Raw genomic sequence first — 19,446 nt, 5'->3', positions numbered from 1 at the left:
CAGTTTATTTTAAAGGGTGAATAATAGACTGAAAGAAATTAAAGCTGAAAATCCTCTCATAGAAGATATCCAGACTGTTTTCAATAATTGCATCTGCATATCCGGCTGTATCCGGAATATAAGTTTCCTCTACAAAGACAAACCAGAGTTCAGAAAGCTTATATCTCCTTCTGAATTCTTCCGAAGCATTGCTGTCCGGCACTGGAGAATGTTTCAGGTCACAAAACAGGATTCCTATTGTATTTCCCTGATGTTCTATAATATTAATAGGATGGTGGAGATAGCTGAGAATTTTAATCTTCGGATCAAAACATTCTACAAAATGGTGCAAATCAATAAGCTGTATTACTTTTTCTTCCTGTTGAGATTCTGTCATAAAGAAACATTCCAATGATATTTCCTGAGTCAATTCGTGAAAAGCTGTTAATTCCATATGTGTTCATTTTATAGGCACAAAGGAATAGAGAAAAATACAGCGTGAATTTGTTTTTATACAAAATGGCCGGGATTTTATACAAAAACCGAGGGTGTAATAATTGGTATAATAAAATACAGGTTTCGTATAATAAAATAGTTGTAAATTCCGTTATTGTCTATTTTTGTTAATGATAAAATGAGCCTATCGTATGAAATACAGTCCGCAGAAATTTGAAGAAACCTTTGTAATGGATTTTTTGGTGGAAGCGAAATATGGATTCCGAAGGCATTTGCTGTTTCTCATCTTCTTTTTCTTTCTGCTGTACAGTGCGAGATTCTGGCATTGGTATTCCGGCATATATCAATACTATGTCTTATTCTTTGTGTATATTATTCTGATCGCAATGGTGTACATTAATATATATGTATTGGTTCCCCGGTTTTTCTTTAAAACAAAATACCTTACCTACCTTGTATTGCTTGTTCTGATGGGAGTTGTAGGGCTTAATTTTATTGGATATAGTTTCAGACATCTTTTTGAGGATTTCAGAACACAATATATTCCGAAGGATAATGAAAGAGGAGGGATCTATGAAGGCGTTCTGATGTGTATTCCGATTATTCTCACGACTACCACTATAAAACTTCTGCAGAAATGGATCAGTGATAATAAAAGGATCAGTGAACTGAGTACCCTTACCCTGAATATGGAACTGAATGAACTGAGAAATCAGATCAATCCCCATTTTCTGTTTAATATGCTGAATAATGTAAAAGCATTAATAAGAACAGATCCCGCAAAAGCTTCAGTAGTGATTGTAAAACTTTCCGAATTTCTCAGATATCAGCTGTACGAAAACAGTGAAGAAAAAACGTTACTGGCTTCAGAGATTGATTTTCTGTCCAATTTTTTAAACCTTGAAAAAATAAGACGTGATAATTTCTCTTTTGAGATTCATAGAGATGTTGATAAAAGAATCATTAGCAGTACATTTATTCCACCGAATTTGTTCACCACTTTCGTTGAAAATGCCGTCAAACACAGTGTTGATCTCAGTGGAGGAGAGTCTTATGTGAAAATTGAGATCAATATTGAGAATAAGGAGCTTCATTTTATGTGTGTCAATTCAAGGAGTGCTGGTTATATTGTTTCGGATAAAAAAAATAGCGGACTTGGGCTTGCCAATATCATCAGAAGGCTGGAACTTCTCTATAACGACACTTTTGACCTGCAAATAGAATCAGATGAAAAAGAATATACTGTAAATTTAAAAATTCCCGTGTGATGAATTGTATTATCGTTGATGATGAGCCTTTGGCAAGGTCCGAAATGAGATCGCTGATTACTGAAATTTCCAATATTGATATTCTTGGTGAATTTTCCAATGCGCCATCTGCTCTTGATTTTCTTAAAGATAATGATGTAGATCTTATTTTTCTCGATATAGAAATGCCTATGGTAACAGGTCTTGAGTTTGCAGAAATGCTTCCCAAAAAATCACTGATTATCTTTACAACAGCCTATTCTCAATATGCGTTGAAAAGTTATGAATTGGAAGCGGTAGATTACCTGCTGAAGCCTATTGATCCCCAGAGACTGGAGAAGGCTGTGGAGAAAGCCATACTTTATACCGAACTTTTGTCTAAAGACACCGTGAAAAATACGGTAGAATCCAATACTGCAGACTTTTTATTTATCAAAGCAGAGCGAAGATTCTATAAAATCAGTTTTTCAGATATTAAATTCATAGAAGGGCTTAAAGATTATGTAGTCATTCATACAAAGCAGCAAAAGCTTATTACTGCAATGAATCTGAAAACCATTCATCAGAAAATTTCCGGAGAAACCTTCATCAGAGTAAGTAAATCTTACGTTGTCAATATGAATTATATTGATTCATTTGATAATCATAATATATACATTGAAGACTCCGAAATTCCTCTTGGAGAAGTATACCGCGCTGAATTTTTCACAAGATTTGCAGGAGGACTCCTGAATTCAGATTAGAATATAAGTAATAGGTAATGAGCAATGAGTAATAGTGTTTTGTGGGATTCGTAATGCAAAAAAGTAGATATTGTCAACGGTGAAAATCTGTAAAAAAATAGATCAGAATTGTCATTCTGAATGAAATGAAAATGTAGTGAAGAATCTCATGCTTTACCATCAGTAGGATTCTTCCTTCGTCAGATTGACAGAAGCCAAATGGTCTTTAAATAAATAAACCCTTCAACGGCTTTAGCCAAAACTTAAAATAGTATTGATCTAATAAAGCTTCTGATCTTTTTCACAATAGAAGCTTCTCCTTTTTCCCGCACCCGTTTGTTTTTTGATCAATTTCTGTCCACAAACCGGACATATAGATTTGGTATGAACAAGCCAATGCTTTTTCAATACAAATTCTCTTTTCCATTTCAGAAAATCAAAACTGTAATTCCTGGCTTCTGCAATAAGCTCTTTTCTTTTTTTGGCGGGAAGATTCTCCAACAGACTTTCTGGCTGCACTCCGATTCTGAAAAGCACTTCGTTTTTAATGATATTGCCGACACCAGAAAAAATATCCTGATTCATCAATGTATCACACACCATCATTTCTGGATTCGATTTCAGTTTTTTCTCTGCTTTTTTGGGATTCCACTGATCACTCATTACATCGGCTTCCCAATCAATTGTGGAGAGAAATTCAAGGTCTACGGACTTTACAGAACAGGTGTAAAAATAGATGCTTCCGGTAGAGAAAAACAAAGCTAAACGTAAACTTTTATCCGGCTTGGTCTGTTCATCAATGCTGTAAGAACCAAACATTAATAAATGAATCCGGATCGCTGCTTTTTCAAAAACCAGATAAGTTTGTTTTCCAAAAGTTCGGATTTCCAAAAGGGATTGGCCAATGAAACTTTCTTTCTCGAATTTGGCATTTCCTGAAACTTCTGTCACTTGCTGACCTGCAAATGGCTGCAGGTTTTCTTTCATTAATAGGATGGATGGACCTTCAGGCATACGTTTGTTTTGGGATAAAGATTCAAATAATATTCCATAGCTATATAAAATCTTAATTTTTTATCCCAAAACAAACCTGTTTTAAATATTTTTAGACCAATTTCTGTCCTACAAAACGAATTACAGAGCCCGTTCCATTATGAAACAACCCCTCATTGAGCTCGATTTCTGTTTCTTCTAATTCAATACGATCATAATCAGGAAAGTCAGCCTTGATTTCTTCAATAGAGAATAGAGATTGAATATCTTTTGGGCCGCCTACCTTTTCATTCTTTGCAATATATTCAAGATGATTTTTACTGAAAGCTTCAAAAATAATAAAGCCGCCTTTACGCAGATATTGATTCAGCATTTGATGGATGGAAGATTTAATATCTCCCGGAAAATGAGCGTAAATAAGAGCTATAGCATCAAACTGTTGTTCCTGATAATTCAGTGTTGAAAGTTCCCCAACCTGATAATCAATTGTGTTTCCCAGTTGCTCTGCAAGCTGTAAGGCTTTATTTCTGCCATTGGCACTAATATCGAAAGCAGAAACCTGCCATCCTTGTGTTGCTGCGAAAACCGCATTCCGGCCTTCTCCTTCCGCAGGAAACAGTATTTTGCCTGGTTGTAATTTACTAAGCTGTTCTCTCAGATAATTGTTGGGTTCAGTTCCGTAGGCAAACTCTTCGCTGCTATACCTTTCGTCCCATCTGTTGAGCCATGTGTTGTCCGTCATTGTAAAAGAATTTTAAAATTTGGATAAAGAAGAATGATAAGTATTCTTCGGTTGTATTAGTTGTGTCAAATGTAGAATATTTCTTTAATCTTTCCGATCCCTAAAAAACGTTTACTATAATAGATTTTTTGAATGAAAGATCTGTTTAATAAAAATCTAAATACTATTCCGTACAATTAAAATTTGGAGTAATTTTGAAAAATGATGAATTTAAACCAGATTTTCACCAATCAACGTACAGGAAACAATCCACAGACCAAAGCTTCACGAACTGATTTTCAAAGGGATTTCGACAGAATTATCTTCTCTTCTGCTTTCAGAAGACTGCAGAATAAAACGCAGGTTTTTCCTCTTCCCGGAAGTGTTTTTGTACACAACAGGCTTACCCATTCTCTGGAAGTATCATCTGTAGGAAGAAGTTTAGGAAGCATCATCGGTGAATTCATTGCTGAAGATTTTAAAAGTGAGCTTACTGAAGATTCAAAGAATTTTTATCTCTATAATTTAGGAAACGTCATTGCAGCAGCATGTTTATGTCATGATGTGGGAAATCCCGCTTTCGGACATTCCGGAGAAGATGCCATTGCAAGCTATTTTGAAAGGAATGAAAAAGACCTGAAGTCAAAATTCAATGAAAAGGAGTGGGCGGATCTGGTCAACTTTGAAGGAAATGCCAATGCGATCAGAGTACTGGCACAGCAGCAGCAAGGGAAAGATGCAGGAGGTATTCAGCTTACCTTCTCCACTTTGGCAAGTATTGCAAAATATCCGTGTGAGGCTGTAGCCAGGAAAAAAGGAATTATTCACAGAAAGAAATTCGGTTTTTTCCAAAATGAAAAAGATATTTTCCTGGAAATTGCCAAAGGAACCCATCTTATTTCTGAAAGTGAAGAACCTCATATTTTCAAAAGACATCCGTTTGTATGGCTGGTAGAAGCGGCAGACGATATCTGCTACAATATCATTGATATGGAAGATGCCCACAGATTGGGAATTGTTTCTACAGCAGACTGCAAAAACTTATTTTTTGAACTGGTAAAATCTGAGACAGACGATGTTCAGAGAATTGAAACGAAGCTAAATTCTATTTCAAACGAAAACGAACAGATTTCTTACTTAAGAGCAAAAGTAATTAATGCTTTAATTAATAAGTCGCTTGAGATGTACAAATACAACTTTGAGACAATTCTTGAAGGAAATCTGGGTAACGGTTTACTGGACATTTATAAAAAAGAAAATAAAGCATTACAGGATATTGCAAGTTTCTCCGTAGAAAAAATCTATAATCACAAAGCGGTTGTAGAAATTGAAAATGCAGGATATAATGTAATGTATGAATTGCTGGATCATTTTATTCCTTCCATTTTGAAACCGGAAGATAAGAGAAAATCCTATGATGAAAAAGCTTTGAAATTAATTCCAAAGCAATTCATTTACAATGACGGTACCGATTACCAGAAAGTTCTTGGAGTCATTGATTTCGTTTCAGGGATGACGGATAATTATGCTACCGATTTATATAGAAAAATTAAAGGAATAGACATCGGAATGACGGTGTAAGTTCTATTTATTCAATAATTCAGAAGCCTCTTCTATTAATGATTTCATTAAAGTGGAGGCTTTTTTATGCTTTAAAAGCGGAGCAATCTGACCTGCCCAGAAAAATACCAGATCATTCTTTTTCTGCTCTAAAGCTGCCTTTCTCAGTGCACCCATAAAATGAGTCTGCAACGGAAATGGTAATGTTTTGTCGGTAGCAGCCAATACATCTCGTGATATTGTTGTGGTAATTCCGCGCCCTAATCTTCCGGTATACGCTCTGGTAAGCACGGTAGATCTTGCAGCATCGGAAAATAAAAACGCTCTGTGTATCGGTAAAGCTCCGGATTCTTCAGTAGCCAGAAATGCTGTTCCAATCTGTACTGCTTCTGCACCCAGTTGAAAAGCTCCGGCAATTCCACGGCCGTTGGCAATACCTCCCGCAGCAACTACAGGAATTTTTACACGATCTTTTATCAGTTGAATCAGAGCAAAAGTTCCCGTTGTAGAAAGTTCAGCCTGATCCAGAAACGAAGGTCGGTGGCCGCCACTTTCAAAGCCGGAAGCTACAATGATATCCACTCCGGTTTTTTCCAGCGCAATTGCTTCATTCAAGGTAGTTGCATTTCCCAAAACAATAGTTCCCTGCTGGTGAACATCTTCGATGATATTTTCGTCCATCAATCCAAACATAAAGCTGAAAACTTTAGGCTTAATATCAAAAATAACATTCAACTGATTCTGAAATCTTGATTCAAAAGAGGGTGGAAGGGCAGGAATATCTGTGTCTAAAAGATCAAAATAAGGCTTGAAAGTTTCAATTGCCTTCTGATACTGCTCTTTTGTATGTTCTTCATCAATAATATCGTGGTCATTGACCCAGAGATTAAGATTGTAAGGTTTATCCGTTTTCGTTTGTATTTCTTTATGAATGTCATAGATTTCCTGCGGTGACAGAGTATAAGCCCCAAATCCGCCTAATCCTCCAAGATTACTCACTGTTGTGGTCAGTTCAACCGTAGACAGACCTCCGCCAAAAGGACCTTGCAGAATAGGATATTCAATACCCAGTAATTCCGTAATTCTATTTTTATTCCACATGATTTTGTTGATTTTTAATTAAAATTTGAATTAAGGGTGTACGTTGGTCAATGTCTTGTTCACGATGAGCCATTCTCCGTCGATGTTATTGAAAGTTATGAAATTATAGTAATTAAAATCATACATTCTTACATTTAATTTCGCTGTAGCAATCGAATTAATGATATCAACAGAAATAATCACTGCTTTAAAACCTTTTCCGGATTTTTCGGGACTTATACGGTTTCCGACTCCCTCGATATATTGATCTGCCGTTTTGAAATAGGGAACTCCATCTACATCTCCGAAAAGCAAAGCTCCTTTATAAAAAACTTTTTTAAGAAGTTCTGTATTTCCTTCATAAATTCCTTTGAAATAATAATTTTCAATAACATTTCTTATTTCAGTTTCTGATGTTGAGCTGGTTTTCATATCCTTTTTATTTTGTGCATGGCCGTTCAATGGAAAACTGAACAGCCATGCAAAGATTAATAATAGTTTCATGATAATGAATGTCCGGCACCCATTCCACCGTCAACATTGATGATAGCTCCGGAAATTAATTTATTTTTAGCAACAGCATGAATCATCTGAGCAACCTCTTCCGGCTCCCCGATACGGTTGATGAGGTGTATTCCTGCATTGTTATCAAGACCGGCACCATGCATTGGAGTTCTGATCAATCCCGGGGCAATCGTATTGACTCTGATATTATCTTTTCCAAACTCAGCAGCCAGTTGCAATGTCAGAGCATGGATCGCTCCTTTGCTTGAAATAGGTGCTGTAGAAGGAGATTGCGCAATAGCATGATACACCAATGGAGTTCCTACATTAATTACCACACCGTCATTTTGTTTGATCATTTGAGGGATCACCGCCTGGGTCGTAAAGAATGTTCCTTTTAAATTCGTTGTTAAAAAACGGTCAAGGTAATCTTCGGTAACGTCCAGGAAAGGTTTGTTCTCGTAAATTCCGGCATTGTTGACCAGAACGTCAATTGACCCGAATCTTTCAAGTGCTGTTTTTACCAAAGCTTCTCCCGTTGCTTTCTCTGATACATTTCCGGGAACCATCGCCAGACTTTCGCCGGCTCCCAGTTCATTATAAACTTCTTCTAATTTAGAGGCTGTTTGTGAATTGATGATGACATTATCACCTCTGTCTAAGAAATAGCGCGCTGTTTCCAATCCTATTCCCGAAGAGGCTCCTGTTACAATTACGGTTTGCTTTTTCATTGTATGTTATTTTTTTTCTGTTGAAAATCCCTGTTCTTTTAACACTGAAACCTGTTCTCCGGCATATCCCCAATTATCATCTTCGATTTCGTTGATTACAATATGGGTCAAATGAGGATCCTTATTCAAAACTGAAGTTACAGCTTCACTTATTTTTCTGATTAATTGTTGTTTTTTTTCGCGGTTAAGATCTTCGCGAAGCACATCTACTTTTATGAATGGCATGATGGTAAATTTTTAAGGTTAACTGATCTTTGAGTTCCGTTAGTTTGCTTCTGCAACAAGATGAATATTTAAATCAAAATTGTTGTAGATCAACGTATCACCAAGATTAGTGAAGAAATTGGAAGATCTGAATTTGATATTGAATTTCGTTCTGTCAACTACAATTTTAGCCTCTAAAACAGCTGTATTGTCCGTTGTTACAATCTGCAGACTTGTGTTGATAGAATGAGTAATACCTTTTATGGTAAGATCTCCGGTTACATAATACAGATTCTGATCACCTGGCTCAGCATGAGTGATTTCGAAAACAGCCTCAGGAAACTGATCAGAATTAAAGAAATCGTCTGAGGTAAGATGGCCTGCAAACTGAGCATTGGTTTCAGCATCCTCAATATCAAGGATTTTGATGGCGCGGGTATCAATGATGAATTTTCCGGATACTGGTTTTCCGTCTTCAAATCTGAAGCTTCCTTCTTTTACACCGATTGTTCCGTTGTGAGCTCCGGTTACTTTTCTTCCGATCCAGTCGATCGTACTTTTTTCATTATTGACTTTAAAATTTTTTGTGTCCATTTTATTGGGTTTAATTAATGACACAAAGTTCAGCCGATCGGAAGAAAAAGTTACGTGATGTACCTCACAAAATAGGAAAGGTAAACGGTGATAAGATGTAGATTATTGATGAAGTCTGCTCAGGGTTTCCCGGGTTACGCCAAGATAAGAAGCGATGAGGTGTTTCGGAACCAGATTGTACAATTGGGGATACATGGCTAAGAGTTCCTCATAACGGAATTTAGCATCATTATTCATGAAAGAAAGCAGACGTTTCTGTGTCGCTACATAGCCTTTATTGGTTCTCCATCTGAAAAAATGTTCAACTTCATGAATTTCATTGCAGAGTTTTTCCCTGTCTTCATTGGAAATAGAAAGAATTGTAGCATTTGTAATGCAGTCTACATTAATGGTAGCCCTTGTTTTACTGTAAAGTGCATCAAAATCTGTTACCCACCAGGTAGGCATTGCAAACTGAAGGATAAACATTTTCATGCTGTCATTAAGATAAAAAGCTTTCAGACAGCCTTCCAGAACGAAATATTCATGATTTACAAAATCACCTTCCGAGATCAGACTTTGTCCTTTCTTTAAAGTAATCAGGTTAAAGTGTCCAAAAACATAATCAAACTGCTCTTCTGTAAGAGTAGTAAATTTTGAAATATGATCTTTTAATATATCTTTGGTATCAGCCATGATGTATAATGAATATTCAAAAGTAAGTCTTTTTCGGAATAATTTTAATTTAAAAATGATTCATTCATAACTTTCATTATTAGATGGTCATGTGTCAAATCTTACATTTATTTTTCATATATTTAAGCAGATACCAATAAAAATGTTTTAACAAAACATGATTTATTACGACTTATTAAAAAATTAAAAACTATGGGAATATATTTAGCACCCGTTATTTTCTTCGGGCTAATCATTTTATTCGCTTCGTTCTTTGTCGTTAAACAGGAAACCGCAGCGATTATTGAACGTTTTGGAAAATTCCGGGCTGTAAAACATTCCGGGCTTCATCTTAAACTGCCAATCATAGATCAGATTGCTAAAAGACTGAACCTTAGAATTCAACAGCTGGATGTAATGATTGATACCAAAACATTAGACAACGTTTTCATCAAAATGAAAATTTCAGTTCAGTATCAGGTCATCAGAAATCAGGTTTCAGATGCTTACTATCGCTTGGAAAATCCTGAAAATCAAATTACTTCATTTGTTTTTGATGTGGTAAGAGCTGAGGTTCCGAAACTGAAACTGGATGATGTTTTTGTAAGAAAAGATGATGTGGCGATTGCTGTAAAAAGTGAGCTTCAGGAGGCTATGAACAGTTATGGGTATGATATTATCAAAGCTTTGGTTACCGATATTGATCCGGATGAACAGGTAAAACATGCCATGAACAGAATTAATGCCGCGGAAAGAGAAAAAACAGCTGCAGAATATGAATCAGAAGCACAAAGAATCAGAATTGTAGCCGTTGCCAAAGCGGAAGCTGAGTCTAAAAAACTGCAGGGGCAGGGGATTGCCGATCAGAGAAGAGAAATTGCAAAAGGACTTGAAGAGTCTGTAAGAATGCTGAATAATGTAGAGATCAATTCACACGAAGCATCAGCACTTATCGTTGTGACACAGCATTATGATACATTACATTCCATAGGGGCAAGTAACAGAAGCAACCTGGTTCTTCTTCCCAATTCACCAACGGCAGCCAGCAGCATGCTGAATGATCTTGTGGTAGCTATGACAACTGCAAATACAGTAGGAGAGGCCAGTAAAGGTAAATATCCGGATCCTCCTCAAAAAGAAGCCGGATTTTAAAATAAGGGAAAGGTTATGAATACTGAAAAGATGAATCATTGAATAATTTTCTTTGATTGTTAAAGATAACTTCAGACTTCATTCCTCCGGCTTTCTGCATAACAAAAAAGCTTCTGAAATTTTCAGAAGCTTTTTTATTATTTTTTCGTTTTAGAAACCTGTTCTATCAATGTATATTTGATGGAAGAAGCGTCAGCCGGAGGATTGGCAATTTTTTCTGTTTTTACTTTTAAAACATATTCGTAACCCGGTTCATAGGTAAAACCTTCAATGTTACTGTAGAAATTGGTCCAGCTTTCAGAAGCACTTTCTTTTACCTGCATACACTTCATTCGCCCTGCTCCTGCAGAACAGTCTACCGTTTGTGGTCCTACGATAAGTGTTTTTTCATTGGCTGCCATTTCTTTCTTTTTTGTTTTAGAAACCTGCTTTACCAAGGTGTATTTTATGGATGATCCGTCAGCTGGCGGATTGGCAATTTTTTCTGTTTTTACTTTTAAAACATATTCATATCCGGGTTCATAGGTAAACCCTTCAATATTGCTGTAAAAATTGGTCCAGTCTCCGGAAGCGTTTTCTTTTACCTGCAGACATTTCATAGGAGCTACGCCTGTACAGTCTGCTGTTTGTGGTCCTACGATGAAAGTTGTTTCATCTCCTGCCGATGCACTTGCTGCTGTTGTACATTGCGTCATTGCGAATAATGCTAATGCGGGTGCCGCCCCTTTTAGAATTGTTGCGATACTTTTCATAAACTTGATTTTTTCCCCATACCTCGCAATTACCATGCCGAACTGGCTTTCCTGAATTTGTAGTACTTCTGCTATTGTTTTTTATTTTTTTAATCATTTAATTTGAAGTTCTTAAACACTAACCACAAAACATAATTCTTACAATAAATATGGAAAATCAAATGCAAGTTGAAAATTACAGGATTCAAAAACCTGAAATGTGGGCAGGAAATATCGGGGATGAGGAAATAAAAAACAGAATCAAAGACTCCGGATTTGCCAAAAAACAAATTGATGAAGGCCGGGATTACTGCTACTTTTTAGACAAAAAATACTATACCAGCAATACGGAAAACAGTGAATATGTCTGTATGGCTTATACGCTGAACGAGCCGGGAAATCTGGAGAGAGCTTCCGTGTCTGACGTCATTGTGGAAGAAAATGAAGTCTATCAGATTCACAGAATCAGTGTTTTGAGAGATGGGGTACTGATAGATAAAATTCCGGATACAAATATCAAAGTTCTTGACAGTGAAAACCAGAGCAGCGGAGGTGTTTTGAGCAGTAATAAAAAGATCAATATTACCATCAAAGATCTTAGGCTGTATGATGTACTGATTTTAGAAGATTCAAGGATTAAAGAATTTACAGACCGGGATTTCCTGAGAAAGGAATTCTCAAAATATGTATGGGTAAGTCCGGATAATTACTGGGCATATGGTAATTTTAAATTCACTTTTATCAATGAACGTGAACAGACAATTGCTTATAAAAAGACATTCTTCAGAGACGAGCAGGGAAATGTTCTGGAACCGGAAACAAATCATTTGAAAAAAGGAGAGAGGTTTGTAATAGAAGAGCAGAATTATATTAATCCTGTAGATTCGGGAAGAGAAATTTTCCCTTATGTGGATTTTGCTACAGAAAGCAGCTGGAAAGATCTTTCCAATTATATTGTGCCTCTTTATGATGAGGTTTTCAATAGCTCTTCATTGAAGGATTTTGCTCCGAATCTGATTGAAAAGCTGGATGCTATTACGGATCAGGATGAAAAACTTCAGTTTGCCATAGAATATGTTCAGAACCATATCTATTATATCTTCAATGCGGATGAAATGAATGGGCACAAGCCTCAGGCGCCGTCTGTAACTTATGAAAACAAGCAGGGAGACTGTAAAGCAAAATCAGTTTTATTAAAAGTGATTCTTGATTATATTGGTGTGGATGCTTCTGTTGTACTGGTGAATTTCAACACAGATTATTATATCAAGTATTACCTTCCGTCACTGTTAAGCTTCAATCATGTTGTTGTAAAAGTGAATTATAACGGTCAGGAATACTTTATAGATGCTACAATCCGTGATGAATTCGGATTGATCGAAAACAGAGGATTCATGTATTTTATGCATTATCTGGAAGTGAAAAAAGATCAGGAGCTTCAGGTAAGAAAACCTTATCGATTCCCTTATTTCTGTATTGATGAAAAAGTAGATTTTAATGTACAGGGAAATGTTGGTAGATTTACCTTGTCAACAACCTACAAAGGAAGCAGGGCCAACGCCATGAGAAGGTATTTTAAAAGCACCAACAAAAGAGAAATTATCGACAGTTGGAATAATTTCCTTTTCTATGCCCTGAATTACTCAGGTGACAGAAATGGTACAGATGTACGGAATGTATTCAAAGATGCAGCCATTGATGTGATAAGCGATGATAAAAGACTAAATGAAGTGAAGATTCAATATACTGCTATCATTGAGAATCCTTACTATGTAGATCCACAGAACAACCGTTTCCTTATGTATTTTGACAGAAATGTTATAAAGGCAAGTGCAAGGGATTTTATGCATAAAGATTTATCGTTCTGGCATAATTTCGATAGCGAAAAGTATGAGATTAATCTCTATACGGATCAGAAAATTGACACCGAAGAAAAATATACGGTTCAGGAATGCACCATTGCCAATCCGTATTTTGATTATAAAAGCCGTAAAAAAGTAAGCAGGAATGGAGCAAGTGTATACATCGAATACAATCCTCTGATTAATCTTGAGATTCCTCAAAGTGAATTTGAAAAGTTCAGAACAGACCATCATACCGTTGCAGACAGTAATTTCGGAATTGGAATTGACATCATAGAACCGGGGCTGATGAACAGACTTAAATTTAGTTTTAAGAAGAAATTTAAATAGCAACTGAGTTCAAGGTTCAAAGTTTGGAGTTTAAAGTTTCAGCGGGCGGCGAAGCCGCCCGCTGAAACTTTTTGCTTTATTCTAATTATTGTATATTCGTTTAAAATCATATAAAAAACACAAGTTTATCTATGCAGAAGATATTTTCTATTGCTTTTCTTATAACAGTTTCTTGTATTAATGCCCAGAAATTAAAGAAAGAAGACGTTACTGGGTTTTGGAAACTGAAGGAAGCCGGGTTTTATGAAAATAAAAAGAAAGTGGTAAAAGAATTTGATAACTGCCGTCTGATGAGAAATTATGCCATCAGGGAAGACGGATATGCCATTTATAATTATGTAGAAGGGAAAACAGGCGACTGCAGTCCATCTGAGCCAAGACTCTCTTTTTGGAGAATCGTAGAAAACAGAATCCAGTTTTATGTAGATGAGCAGAATATTCTTGAGGAAGTTGAAGTGACCCTGAATAAAGATAACACCATGACTTTTTCAAGTTATATTCCCAACCCAATTAAAGTAAAAGGAGATGCTCTCGCAGAAAAGGTTGTAAATACGATCCACTATGATATCCTTGAGAAAAAATACTAACGGCCAATAGTAAAACTTGATGTATGAATTATGTAACGGTAATCTATCTTCTTAATATTGTTCTCTATGCGATGTATTTCTTTGGAAGAACAGGTGGCGAGACAGATCTTTCCGGTATAGATTTTTTTGTTTCAGGAATTTTATCTTTACTTCTGATCTTTGCCGGATATCTGAATGCAAAAAAGAAAATGATTTACAGAACGGTTCTGTGGGTATTTTTTGTGAATGTGTTCTTATTCGTTTGTTCCGGTGTATTCGATCAGTTTGGAAGCGATTTCAATATTCTTTCTACAGGAAATAGTGACAGCTTTCTTTTCACACTGGCACTCATTGTTTACAATGGATATCTTTTTCCTCTAACGATTATTCTTGAGGGTTCCGGTCTGTCATTGATATTCCCGGTGATATTGTCTTTTATTCTACCCTCATTGGGATATCTTATAGGGAAGAAGCTTTACCCAAATAAATAAAATCCCACTAAAGTTTAGTCATTGCGAGCCGAAGGTGAGGCAATCTCAATAGTACTCATAAGCAGAAAGTTGGAAAACGTAAAGCCACTAAGATTCTTACAAGCATGTGCATGTAAGACGCAAGGATTTTATCTTCGATAAAATTGATATCGCATAATTTTTGCTGAAAATCTTCGATTTTCTTGCGCCTTAAAATATACGCAACACATAGACTTTTGCGCCTTTGCGTTTTCCAAAATTCATACTTTTAGATTAAAAAGGGAAAGGAAATGCTTAAGGTTATTCCTGATTCTGAGGTTTATTATCAGGCATTATGAATTTCTGCTTACCAATCAGCAGTTCAAAAAACAGTCTGAAATCTGAAATTAAAGACCATAAAGGATACTTGAAAGTGGCAGGTTTGTTTTTCTCAATCACTGCATGACTGAACCAGGCAAATCCATATCCAAAAATAGGAATATACCACAGAAACCTTTCCTTTCCGGAACTGATGACATATCCTATAACGAAAAATACGAGCAGTGTTCCGATAAAATGAAAAATCCGGGTTCCTGTTTTACTGTGTTCGGTAAGATAAAACTGATAAAATTCTCTGTAGGTTTTAATTCTTTCAGCCATGGTAGGTTAGTTTATTGATTCTATTGGACTTAAAGCAATAATTCGGCCGATTTTTTTAGAGTGTAAAAACAAAAAAGGCAAAATCGCAAATCAGTCTGTTTAAATGTTCGACTTTTTTGCCATTTTGCCTTTTCGCAGTTTGCTAATATTTTTTTTTAGCTATTCTTTAATTCTTTTCCAAGTTTACTGTTTTTGTATCCGTAGCAGAAATAAATAACCATACCGATCAGGAACCACATTCCGAACCAGAACCAGTTTTCATGGCTCATTCCCGTAAGAAGATACAGACATGAGCTTAATCCAACCAATGGAATCAATGATAAGTTCTTGATAAAAGCAACTATACATAAGATCAGGTTAATGATGATAAAGAAGAAAATAGACGCTCTGAATTCTCCTTCGCTAGGATCTGACCAGTTCATCAGATTGTCAAAAAATTCCGGCTGCCATTTGTAGAAGGCTAGTAAACCTCCAATGAAAACAACAGGGAAAATAATTTTACCATTCACATACGGAAGGTGAAACCTGCCTTTGATTTTCTCTTTCGCCGGAAGCATAAGTACTCCCGCACATACCAATACGAATGCGAAAATAGTTCCGATACTTGTAAAATCAAGGATAAATGTTTTATCTGTGAATAGGATTGGAATTCCTACTACAATTCCGGTAACGATAGTTGCGTAAGAAGGGGTTTTATATTTTGGGTGTACCTTCTGGAATCTCTGAGGCATTAGTCCGTCACGGCTCATTGCGTACCAGATTCTAGGCTGTCCCATCTGGAAAACCAATAATACTGTGGTAATGGCAACAATAGCAACGAAGGAGACAACAAGTTCCATCCAGGCTACATTAGCATTTGTTTTTTCAAATATGAATGAAAGCGGATCTCCCACGCCGTCAAACTTTTTATAATCTACCATTCCTGTAAGTACAAGCGTTAATGCAATATAAATTACGGTACATAATACAAGAGAGATGATCATCCCTTTTGGTAAGGTCTTTTGTGGATCTTTAGTTTCTTCGGAAAGTACACTTAAAGCATCAAATCCAATATAAGCGAAGAATACTCCAGATACTGCACTCATTACTCCGGCAAAGCCGTTTGGCATAAAGGAAGGAGTTCCTGTAGCTGGACTTATTGGGGTCCAGTTTTCAGTGTTTACATAGGCACAGCCTACAAGAATTACCAATATGATCACTGCCAGTTTTAAAATAACCAGAGAGTTGTTGAAGTTTTTACTTTCTTTTACTCCTACATAACAAAGCCATGTGATTAAACCATTGATTACCAATGCGGGAATGTCTACAATAAATTTTAAGCTTCCTATCAATGGAGCTGTTTTCCAGGCGTTTAAAAGTTCTTTGTTTTCTGAACCATATTGAACCGCTTTCCTTGCTTCAGTATAGCTGCAGGTCAGGTAATCAGGGATATGCATTCCGAGACGGCCTAAGAAACTTGTGAAATAATCTGACCAGGAAAATGCTACATAGATATTTCCGAAAGAATATTCCATGATCAGAGCCCAGCCGATTATCCAGGCAATCAGCTCACCAAAACTGGCGTAGGCATAAGTGTAGGCAGAACCTGCGGTAGGAATTCTGCTGGCAAATTCTGCATAGCATAAAGCAGTAAACCCACAGGCAAAACCACAAATCAAATATAAAAGGATAACACCGGGACCACCTCTGAAAACGGCCTCTCCCAAACTGCTGAAACTCCCAGCTCCGATAATAGCCGCAATACCAAAAAATACAATGTCCCATACTCCCAAGACTCTTAAAAGCCCCGTTGAAGTATCTGTATCTGAATAGATTTTTCTTCTAAAAAGTTGACTCATTCAATAACTATATTTGATTTGAAAAAAAGCAAATGTAATGATTTTTTATTTTGATGTTAACAGTTGTTAAGAACATTTAGGTAAAAATGCTCAAACAAAAGGCTTTAGTCTTTATAAACAGGTATTTCCACATAGCTGTCATTGTACCATTTTACTTCCAGAGGTTCATTAGCATCCTTTATTGTTTCATCACTTACATCTTTCCCGGAACCATAGTTGACCTGCCAGCTTTTATTTTTATTAACTCCAACCAATAATACGAGTTTGCTTCCCTTTTCTATTTTTTTGCTCATAAACAATGAGTTTTTGATCGGGATCAGCTCCTTTTTGCCGGGCTTAAGAAGCTGACGTTTGGAATTATCTTTTGAATAGCTAGCCCTTGTAAGGTGTGTAGATAATAAAAATGTCTTCCCATCCGGTGTCACCTGATATAATAAGGTATTGGGATCAAAATCTTTCTTATTAATAGAAACATTAAATACTCCGGATAAATTTCCGCTTAGTATAATATCTCTGTCCAGAGTTTCACTTTCAAAATAAACGGAATTCGTTACATAGACACTGTCCTGTTTACTTACTTTATGGTAAAGATATTTCGGATTTCTGTCTTTAAAGTCAATGGTCTGTTTGGTAAATTGCTCGCTTGTGGGTTTCTCAAAAACTGAAGAACCGTTTTTACGATCCTGAAGATAAAATTTAAAAGTAGAAGAGTGCATTTTATCAAGAGTAGGAACATGCTTCCATGTATTGCTGTTCATAATCTGGAAATTGACCTTATCCTTTAGAAGTTCCGGTTTTTTTCCATCTTTCAGAATATAATCGAACCATGAAAAAGCAAGTTCATCAATACTTATTCTGGCTATAGGATCTATGAGGGTACTCCCGGTACCATAAACATAATTGTATCCATAGCTTTGAGCTCCTGCATGATCATAAGGACCTATCACTAAATAATGGTTAGGGTTTTTATTGTATATGTGGTGCTGTTTATAATAATACAGAGCTCCGATCTGGTCAGCATCATAATAGCCAGTAGTTGTCAAAACAGGAATGTTTATTTTAGCAAAATCCTTTTTATAAGGAACCATTTTTTGCCAGTATTTATCATAACCGGGATGGTCCAGCCATCTCTGGAAAATTTTATTGGGCTTCCCGCTGATGGAATCCAGAGCTCTGAATGACCTGCCACTTTTATACCATGCTGTATTGATAGAATCCCATTTTGGATAATTGGTGAAGGTTGCTTCGTCGGTCAGCTTATTATTAGTCACATAGCGGATCCATTGCATCATATAGCTCATGAATACATTGTTTTGAGCAGGATAATCAATTCCGATTCCTACCGCAACCTGAGGTACAATTGTTTTCAAAGCCGGATGCAGTTTTTTGGCAGCTGCCCATTGGCTGAATCCTAAATAGCTTCCGCCTATCATTCCTACTTTACCATTGCTCCATGGCTGTTTGCTTACCCAGTCTATGACTTCATAAAGGTCCTGTGCTTCATCTTCAAATGGATTATTAGGGTCATTACTGCCTCTTTTTCCACGTGTATTAACTACAGCTCCTACATAATTGTAAACCGCTGCTCTTTTTCCCATCCCTGCATCTACAAGTTCTCCGGCATAAATATTATTGGTAAGAATAACGGGAAGGGGAGATGTATTTTCTTTTTTTCGTACAATAGTAATGGTAAGTGTTGTTCCGTTTTTTAAGGTCAGGTTCTTGCTTTCGATGCTGAATTTTTCCTGCTCCTTTACTTTCATCAGCTGCATTACCTGAGGCTTGATGCTGGAATAGGTCTTAAAATTCACATAATTTTTACATAAAGCCAGAGCGGAAGCATAATCTATACTGTCCTTATCTTTTTGCTTGTCAAGTGCTGCTTTCAGAGATTTTTTATATTCCTTTACATCACCATCCAGAATGGTCCCGATCTTGGCAATCAGTGGATCAGGATAACTTTCATATTTTGTAGTAAATGCCGTTTGAAGAGCACTGGAAAAAGAAGTTTTTTTATCCTTTTCCGCCAGTTTGGCCATGCTGTAGATTTCATAAGCTAGAGATTTGTTCCCTGCCATATTATGATCTGCATATTCTTTACGATAATCCGCTAAACTTGTAATAGAATTTTTATAATCTTTTGCAGCGAGCTGTAAACGAAATAGGTTGTCTAAAAATGTGACGGTAGATTTCGGTTTGTTTTTAGGAGACTGATGTTCTGTAATAACCTTTAATGCTAGTTCCTGAATTTGTTTTTCCAAAATTACAGAATCTGTTGTTGCCGTTTTCGGAAAGTAAAATTTCTGAGCCTGCATTAGGTTAACAAAAACTAATGCTACGAGTATTTTAAATTTCATTAATGATGTGTTTTTGAGCTGCTGATGAAAAAGTACCACATCAAAATATGATCCTG

The 19,446-nt window shown here is 36.3% G+C and carries 20 protein-coding genes; 7 read left to right on the top strand and 13 right to left on the bottom strand.

The genetic code is table 11. The features are described from left to right. Positions 1-4: 4 nt before the first annotated feature. Positions 5-433 (bottom strand): hypothetical protein, encoded by a 429-nt coding sequence (locus LC457_RS21175; RefSeq protein WP_223601616.1) that lies wholly within the window; start codon positions 431-433, stop codon positions 5-7. A gap of 193 nt (positions 434-626) precedes the next feature. Between LC457_RS21175 and LC457_RS21170 the strand changes: the two genes are divergently transcribed. Then, on the top strand, positions 627-1,703 hold the full coding sequence (locus LC457_RS21170) for a sensor histidine kinase (protein ID WP_223601615.1): 1,077 nt from the start codon (positions 627-629) through the stop codon (positions 1,701-1,703). Further along, complete coding sequence (locus tag LC457_RS21165; RefSeq protein WP_223601614.1) at positions 1,703-2,425, top strand: LytTR family DNA-binding domain-containing protein; 723 nt, start codon at positions 1,703-1,705, stop codon at positions 2,423-2,425. Before LC457_RS21170 ends, LC457_RS21165 begins: the two co-directional genes overlap by 1 nt. Before the next feature lie 258 nt (positions 2,426-2,683). On the opposite strand, the gene LC457_RS21160 is transcribed toward LC457_RS21165, so the two are convergent. Together LC457_RS21160 and LC457_RS21155 are read right to left on the bottom strand one after the other, a co-directional pair. Beyond that, positions 2,684-3,418: a DNA-formamidopyrimidine glycosylase family protein gene (locus tag LC457_RS21160; protein ID WP_223601613.1), complete on the bottom strand. Its 735-nt coding sequence runs from the start codon at positions 3,416-3,418 to the stop codon at positions 2,684-2,686. Between the two features lie 91 nt (positions 3,419-3,509). Beyond that, the gene (locus tag LC457_RS21155) at positions 3,510-4,139 is read right to left on the bottom strand and encodes a bifunctional 2-polyprenyl-6-hydroxyphenol methylase/3-demethylubiquinol 3-O-methyltransferase UbiG (RefSeq protein WP_223601612.1); all 630 of its coding nucleotides are present in this window, start codon (positions 4,137-4,139) and stop codon (positions 3,510-3,512) included. A gap of 204 nt (positions 4,140-4,343) precedes the next feature. On the opposite strand from LC457_RS21155, the gene LC457_RS21150 reads away from it, so the two are divergent. Continuing rightward, positions 4,344-5,699, top strand: coding sequence for a deoxyguanosinetriphosphate triphosphohydrolase (locus LC457_RS21150; RefSeq protein WP_223601701.1), 1,356 nt, complete (start codon positions 4,344-4,346; stop codon positions 5,697-5,699). A 3-nt stretch (positions 5,700-5,702) separates the two neighbouring features. Here LC457_RS21150 and LC457_RS21145 read toward each other — a convergent pair whose 3' ends face one another. The 6 genes from LC457_RS21145 to LC457_RS21120 form a co-directional block, all read right to left on the bottom strand. Further along, positions 5,703-6,779 carry a nitronate monooxygenase family protein gene (locus LC457_RS21145; RefSeq protein WP_223601611.1) on the bottom strand — a complete coding sequence of 359 codons (1,077 nt, stop codon included), beginning with the start codon at positions 6,777-6,779 and terminating at the stop codon, positions 5,703-5,705. A 30-nt stretch (positions 6,780-6,809) separates the two neighbouring features. Continuing rightward, positions 6,810-7,262, bottom strand: coding sequence for a nuclear transport factor 2 family protein (locus tag LC457_RS21140; protein ID WP_223601610.1), 453 nt, complete (start codon positions 7,260-7,262; stop codon positions 6,810-6,812). Continuing rightward, entirely contained in the window at positions 7,259-7,993 is a 735-nt protein-coding gene (locus tag LC457_RS21135; RefSeq protein ID WP_223601609.1) for an SDR family NAD(P)-dependent oxidoreductase, read from the bottom strand. Before LC457_RS21135 ends, LC457_RS21140 begins: the two co-directional genes overlap by 4 nt. A 6-nt stretch (positions 7,994-7,999) precedes the next feature. Next, entirely contained in the window at positions 8,000-8,218 is a 219-nt protein-coding gene (locus LC457_RS21130; protein ID WP_047421685.1) for a 4-oxalocrotonate tautomerase family protein, read from the bottom strand. 39 nt (positions 8,219-8,257) lie between these two features. Further along, positions 8,258-8,791 (bottom strand): YceI family protein, encoded by a 534-nt coding sequence (locus tag LC457_RS21125; RefSeq protein WP_223601608.1) that lies wholly within the window; start codon positions 8,789-8,791, stop codon positions 8,258-8,260. 102 nt (positions 8,792-8,893) lie between these two features. Beyond that, positions 8,894-9,466, bottom strand: coding sequence for a Crp/Fnr family transcriptional regulator (locus LC457_RS21120; RefSeq protein WP_223601607.1), 573 nt, complete (start codon positions 9,464-9,466; stop codon positions 8,894-8,896). A 192-nt stretch (positions 9,467-9,658) separates the two neighbouring features. Here LC457_RS21120 and LC457_RS21115 point away from each other — a divergent pair, with 192 nt between their 5' ends. Further along, a complete protein-coding gene (locus LC457_RS21115) occupies positions 9,659-10,597 on the top strand; it encodes an SPFH domain-containing protein (RefSeq protein WP_223601606.1) in 939 nt (312 codons plus the stop codon). A 137-nt stretch (positions 10,598-10,734) separates the two neighbouring features. On the opposite strand, the gene LC457_RS21110 is transcribed toward LC457_RS21115, so the two are convergent. Further along, a complete protein-coding gene (locus LC457_RS21110) occupies positions 10,735-11,349 on the bottom strand; it encodes a DUF4377 domain-containing protein (protein WP_223601605.1) in 615 nt (204 codons plus the stop codon). A gap of 149 nt (positions 11,350-11,498) precedes the next feature. Here LC457_RS21110 and LC457_RS21105 point away from each other — a divergent pair, with 149 nt between their 5' ends. From LC457_RS21105 to LC457_RS21095, 3 genes are all read left to right on the top strand, one after another. Then, positions 11,499-13,520, top strand: coding sequence for a hypothetical protein (locus LC457_RS21105; protein ID WP_223601604.1), 2,022 nt, complete (start codon positions 11,499-11,501; stop codon positions 13,518-13,520). A gap of 131 nt (positions 13,521-13,651) precedes the next feature. After that, complete coding sequence (locus LC457_RS21100) at positions 13,652-14,107, top strand: lipocalin family protein (RefSeq protein WP_223601603.1); 456 nt, start codon at positions 13,652-13,654, stop codon at positions 14,105-14,107. A 23-nt stretch (positions 14,108-14,130) separates the two neighbouring features. Next, positions 14,131-14,577: a hypothetical protein gene (locus tag LC457_RS21095; RefSeq protein WP_223601602.1), complete on the top strand. Its 447-nt coding sequence runs from the start codon at positions 14,131-14,133 to the stop codon at positions 14,575-14,577. A gap of 279 nt (positions 14,578-14,856) precedes the next feature. Here the strand turns inward: LC457_RS21095 and LC457_RS21090 are convergent, their stop codons facing one another. The 3 genes from LC457_RS21090 to LC457_RS21080 all read right to left on the bottom strand — a co-directional run bounded on the left by LC457_RS21090 (position 14,857) and on the right by LC457_RS21080 (position 19,390). After that, positions 14,857-15,195: a DUF962 domain-containing protein gene (locus LC457_RS21090; RefSeq protein ID WP_223601601.1), complete on the bottom strand. Its 339-nt coding sequence runs from the start codon at positions 15,193-15,195 to the stop codon at positions 14,857-14,859. Between the two features lie 155 nt (positions 15,196-15,350). Further along, a complete protein-coding gene (locus tag LC457_RS21085; RefSeq protein ID WP_223601600.1) occupies positions 15,351-17,033 on the bottom strand; it encodes an APC family permease in 1,683 nt (560 codons plus the stop codon). Positions 17,034-17,137: 104 nt separating this feature from the next. Next, complete coding sequence (locus tag LC457_RS21080; RefSeq protein WP_223601599.1) at positions 17,138-19,390, bottom strand: CocE/NonD family hydrolase; 2,253 nt, start codon at positions 19,388-19,390, stop codon at positions 17,138-17,140. Positions 19,391-19,446: the final 56 nt, after the last annotated feature.

Source organism: Chryseobacterium sp. GVT01B (assembly GCF_019970045.1).
Classification (GTDB): Bacteria; Bacteroidota; Bacteroidia; order Flavobacteriales; family Weeksellaceae; genus Chryseobacterium.
This window is presented reverse-complemented; position numbering and strand designations above follow the sequence as displayed.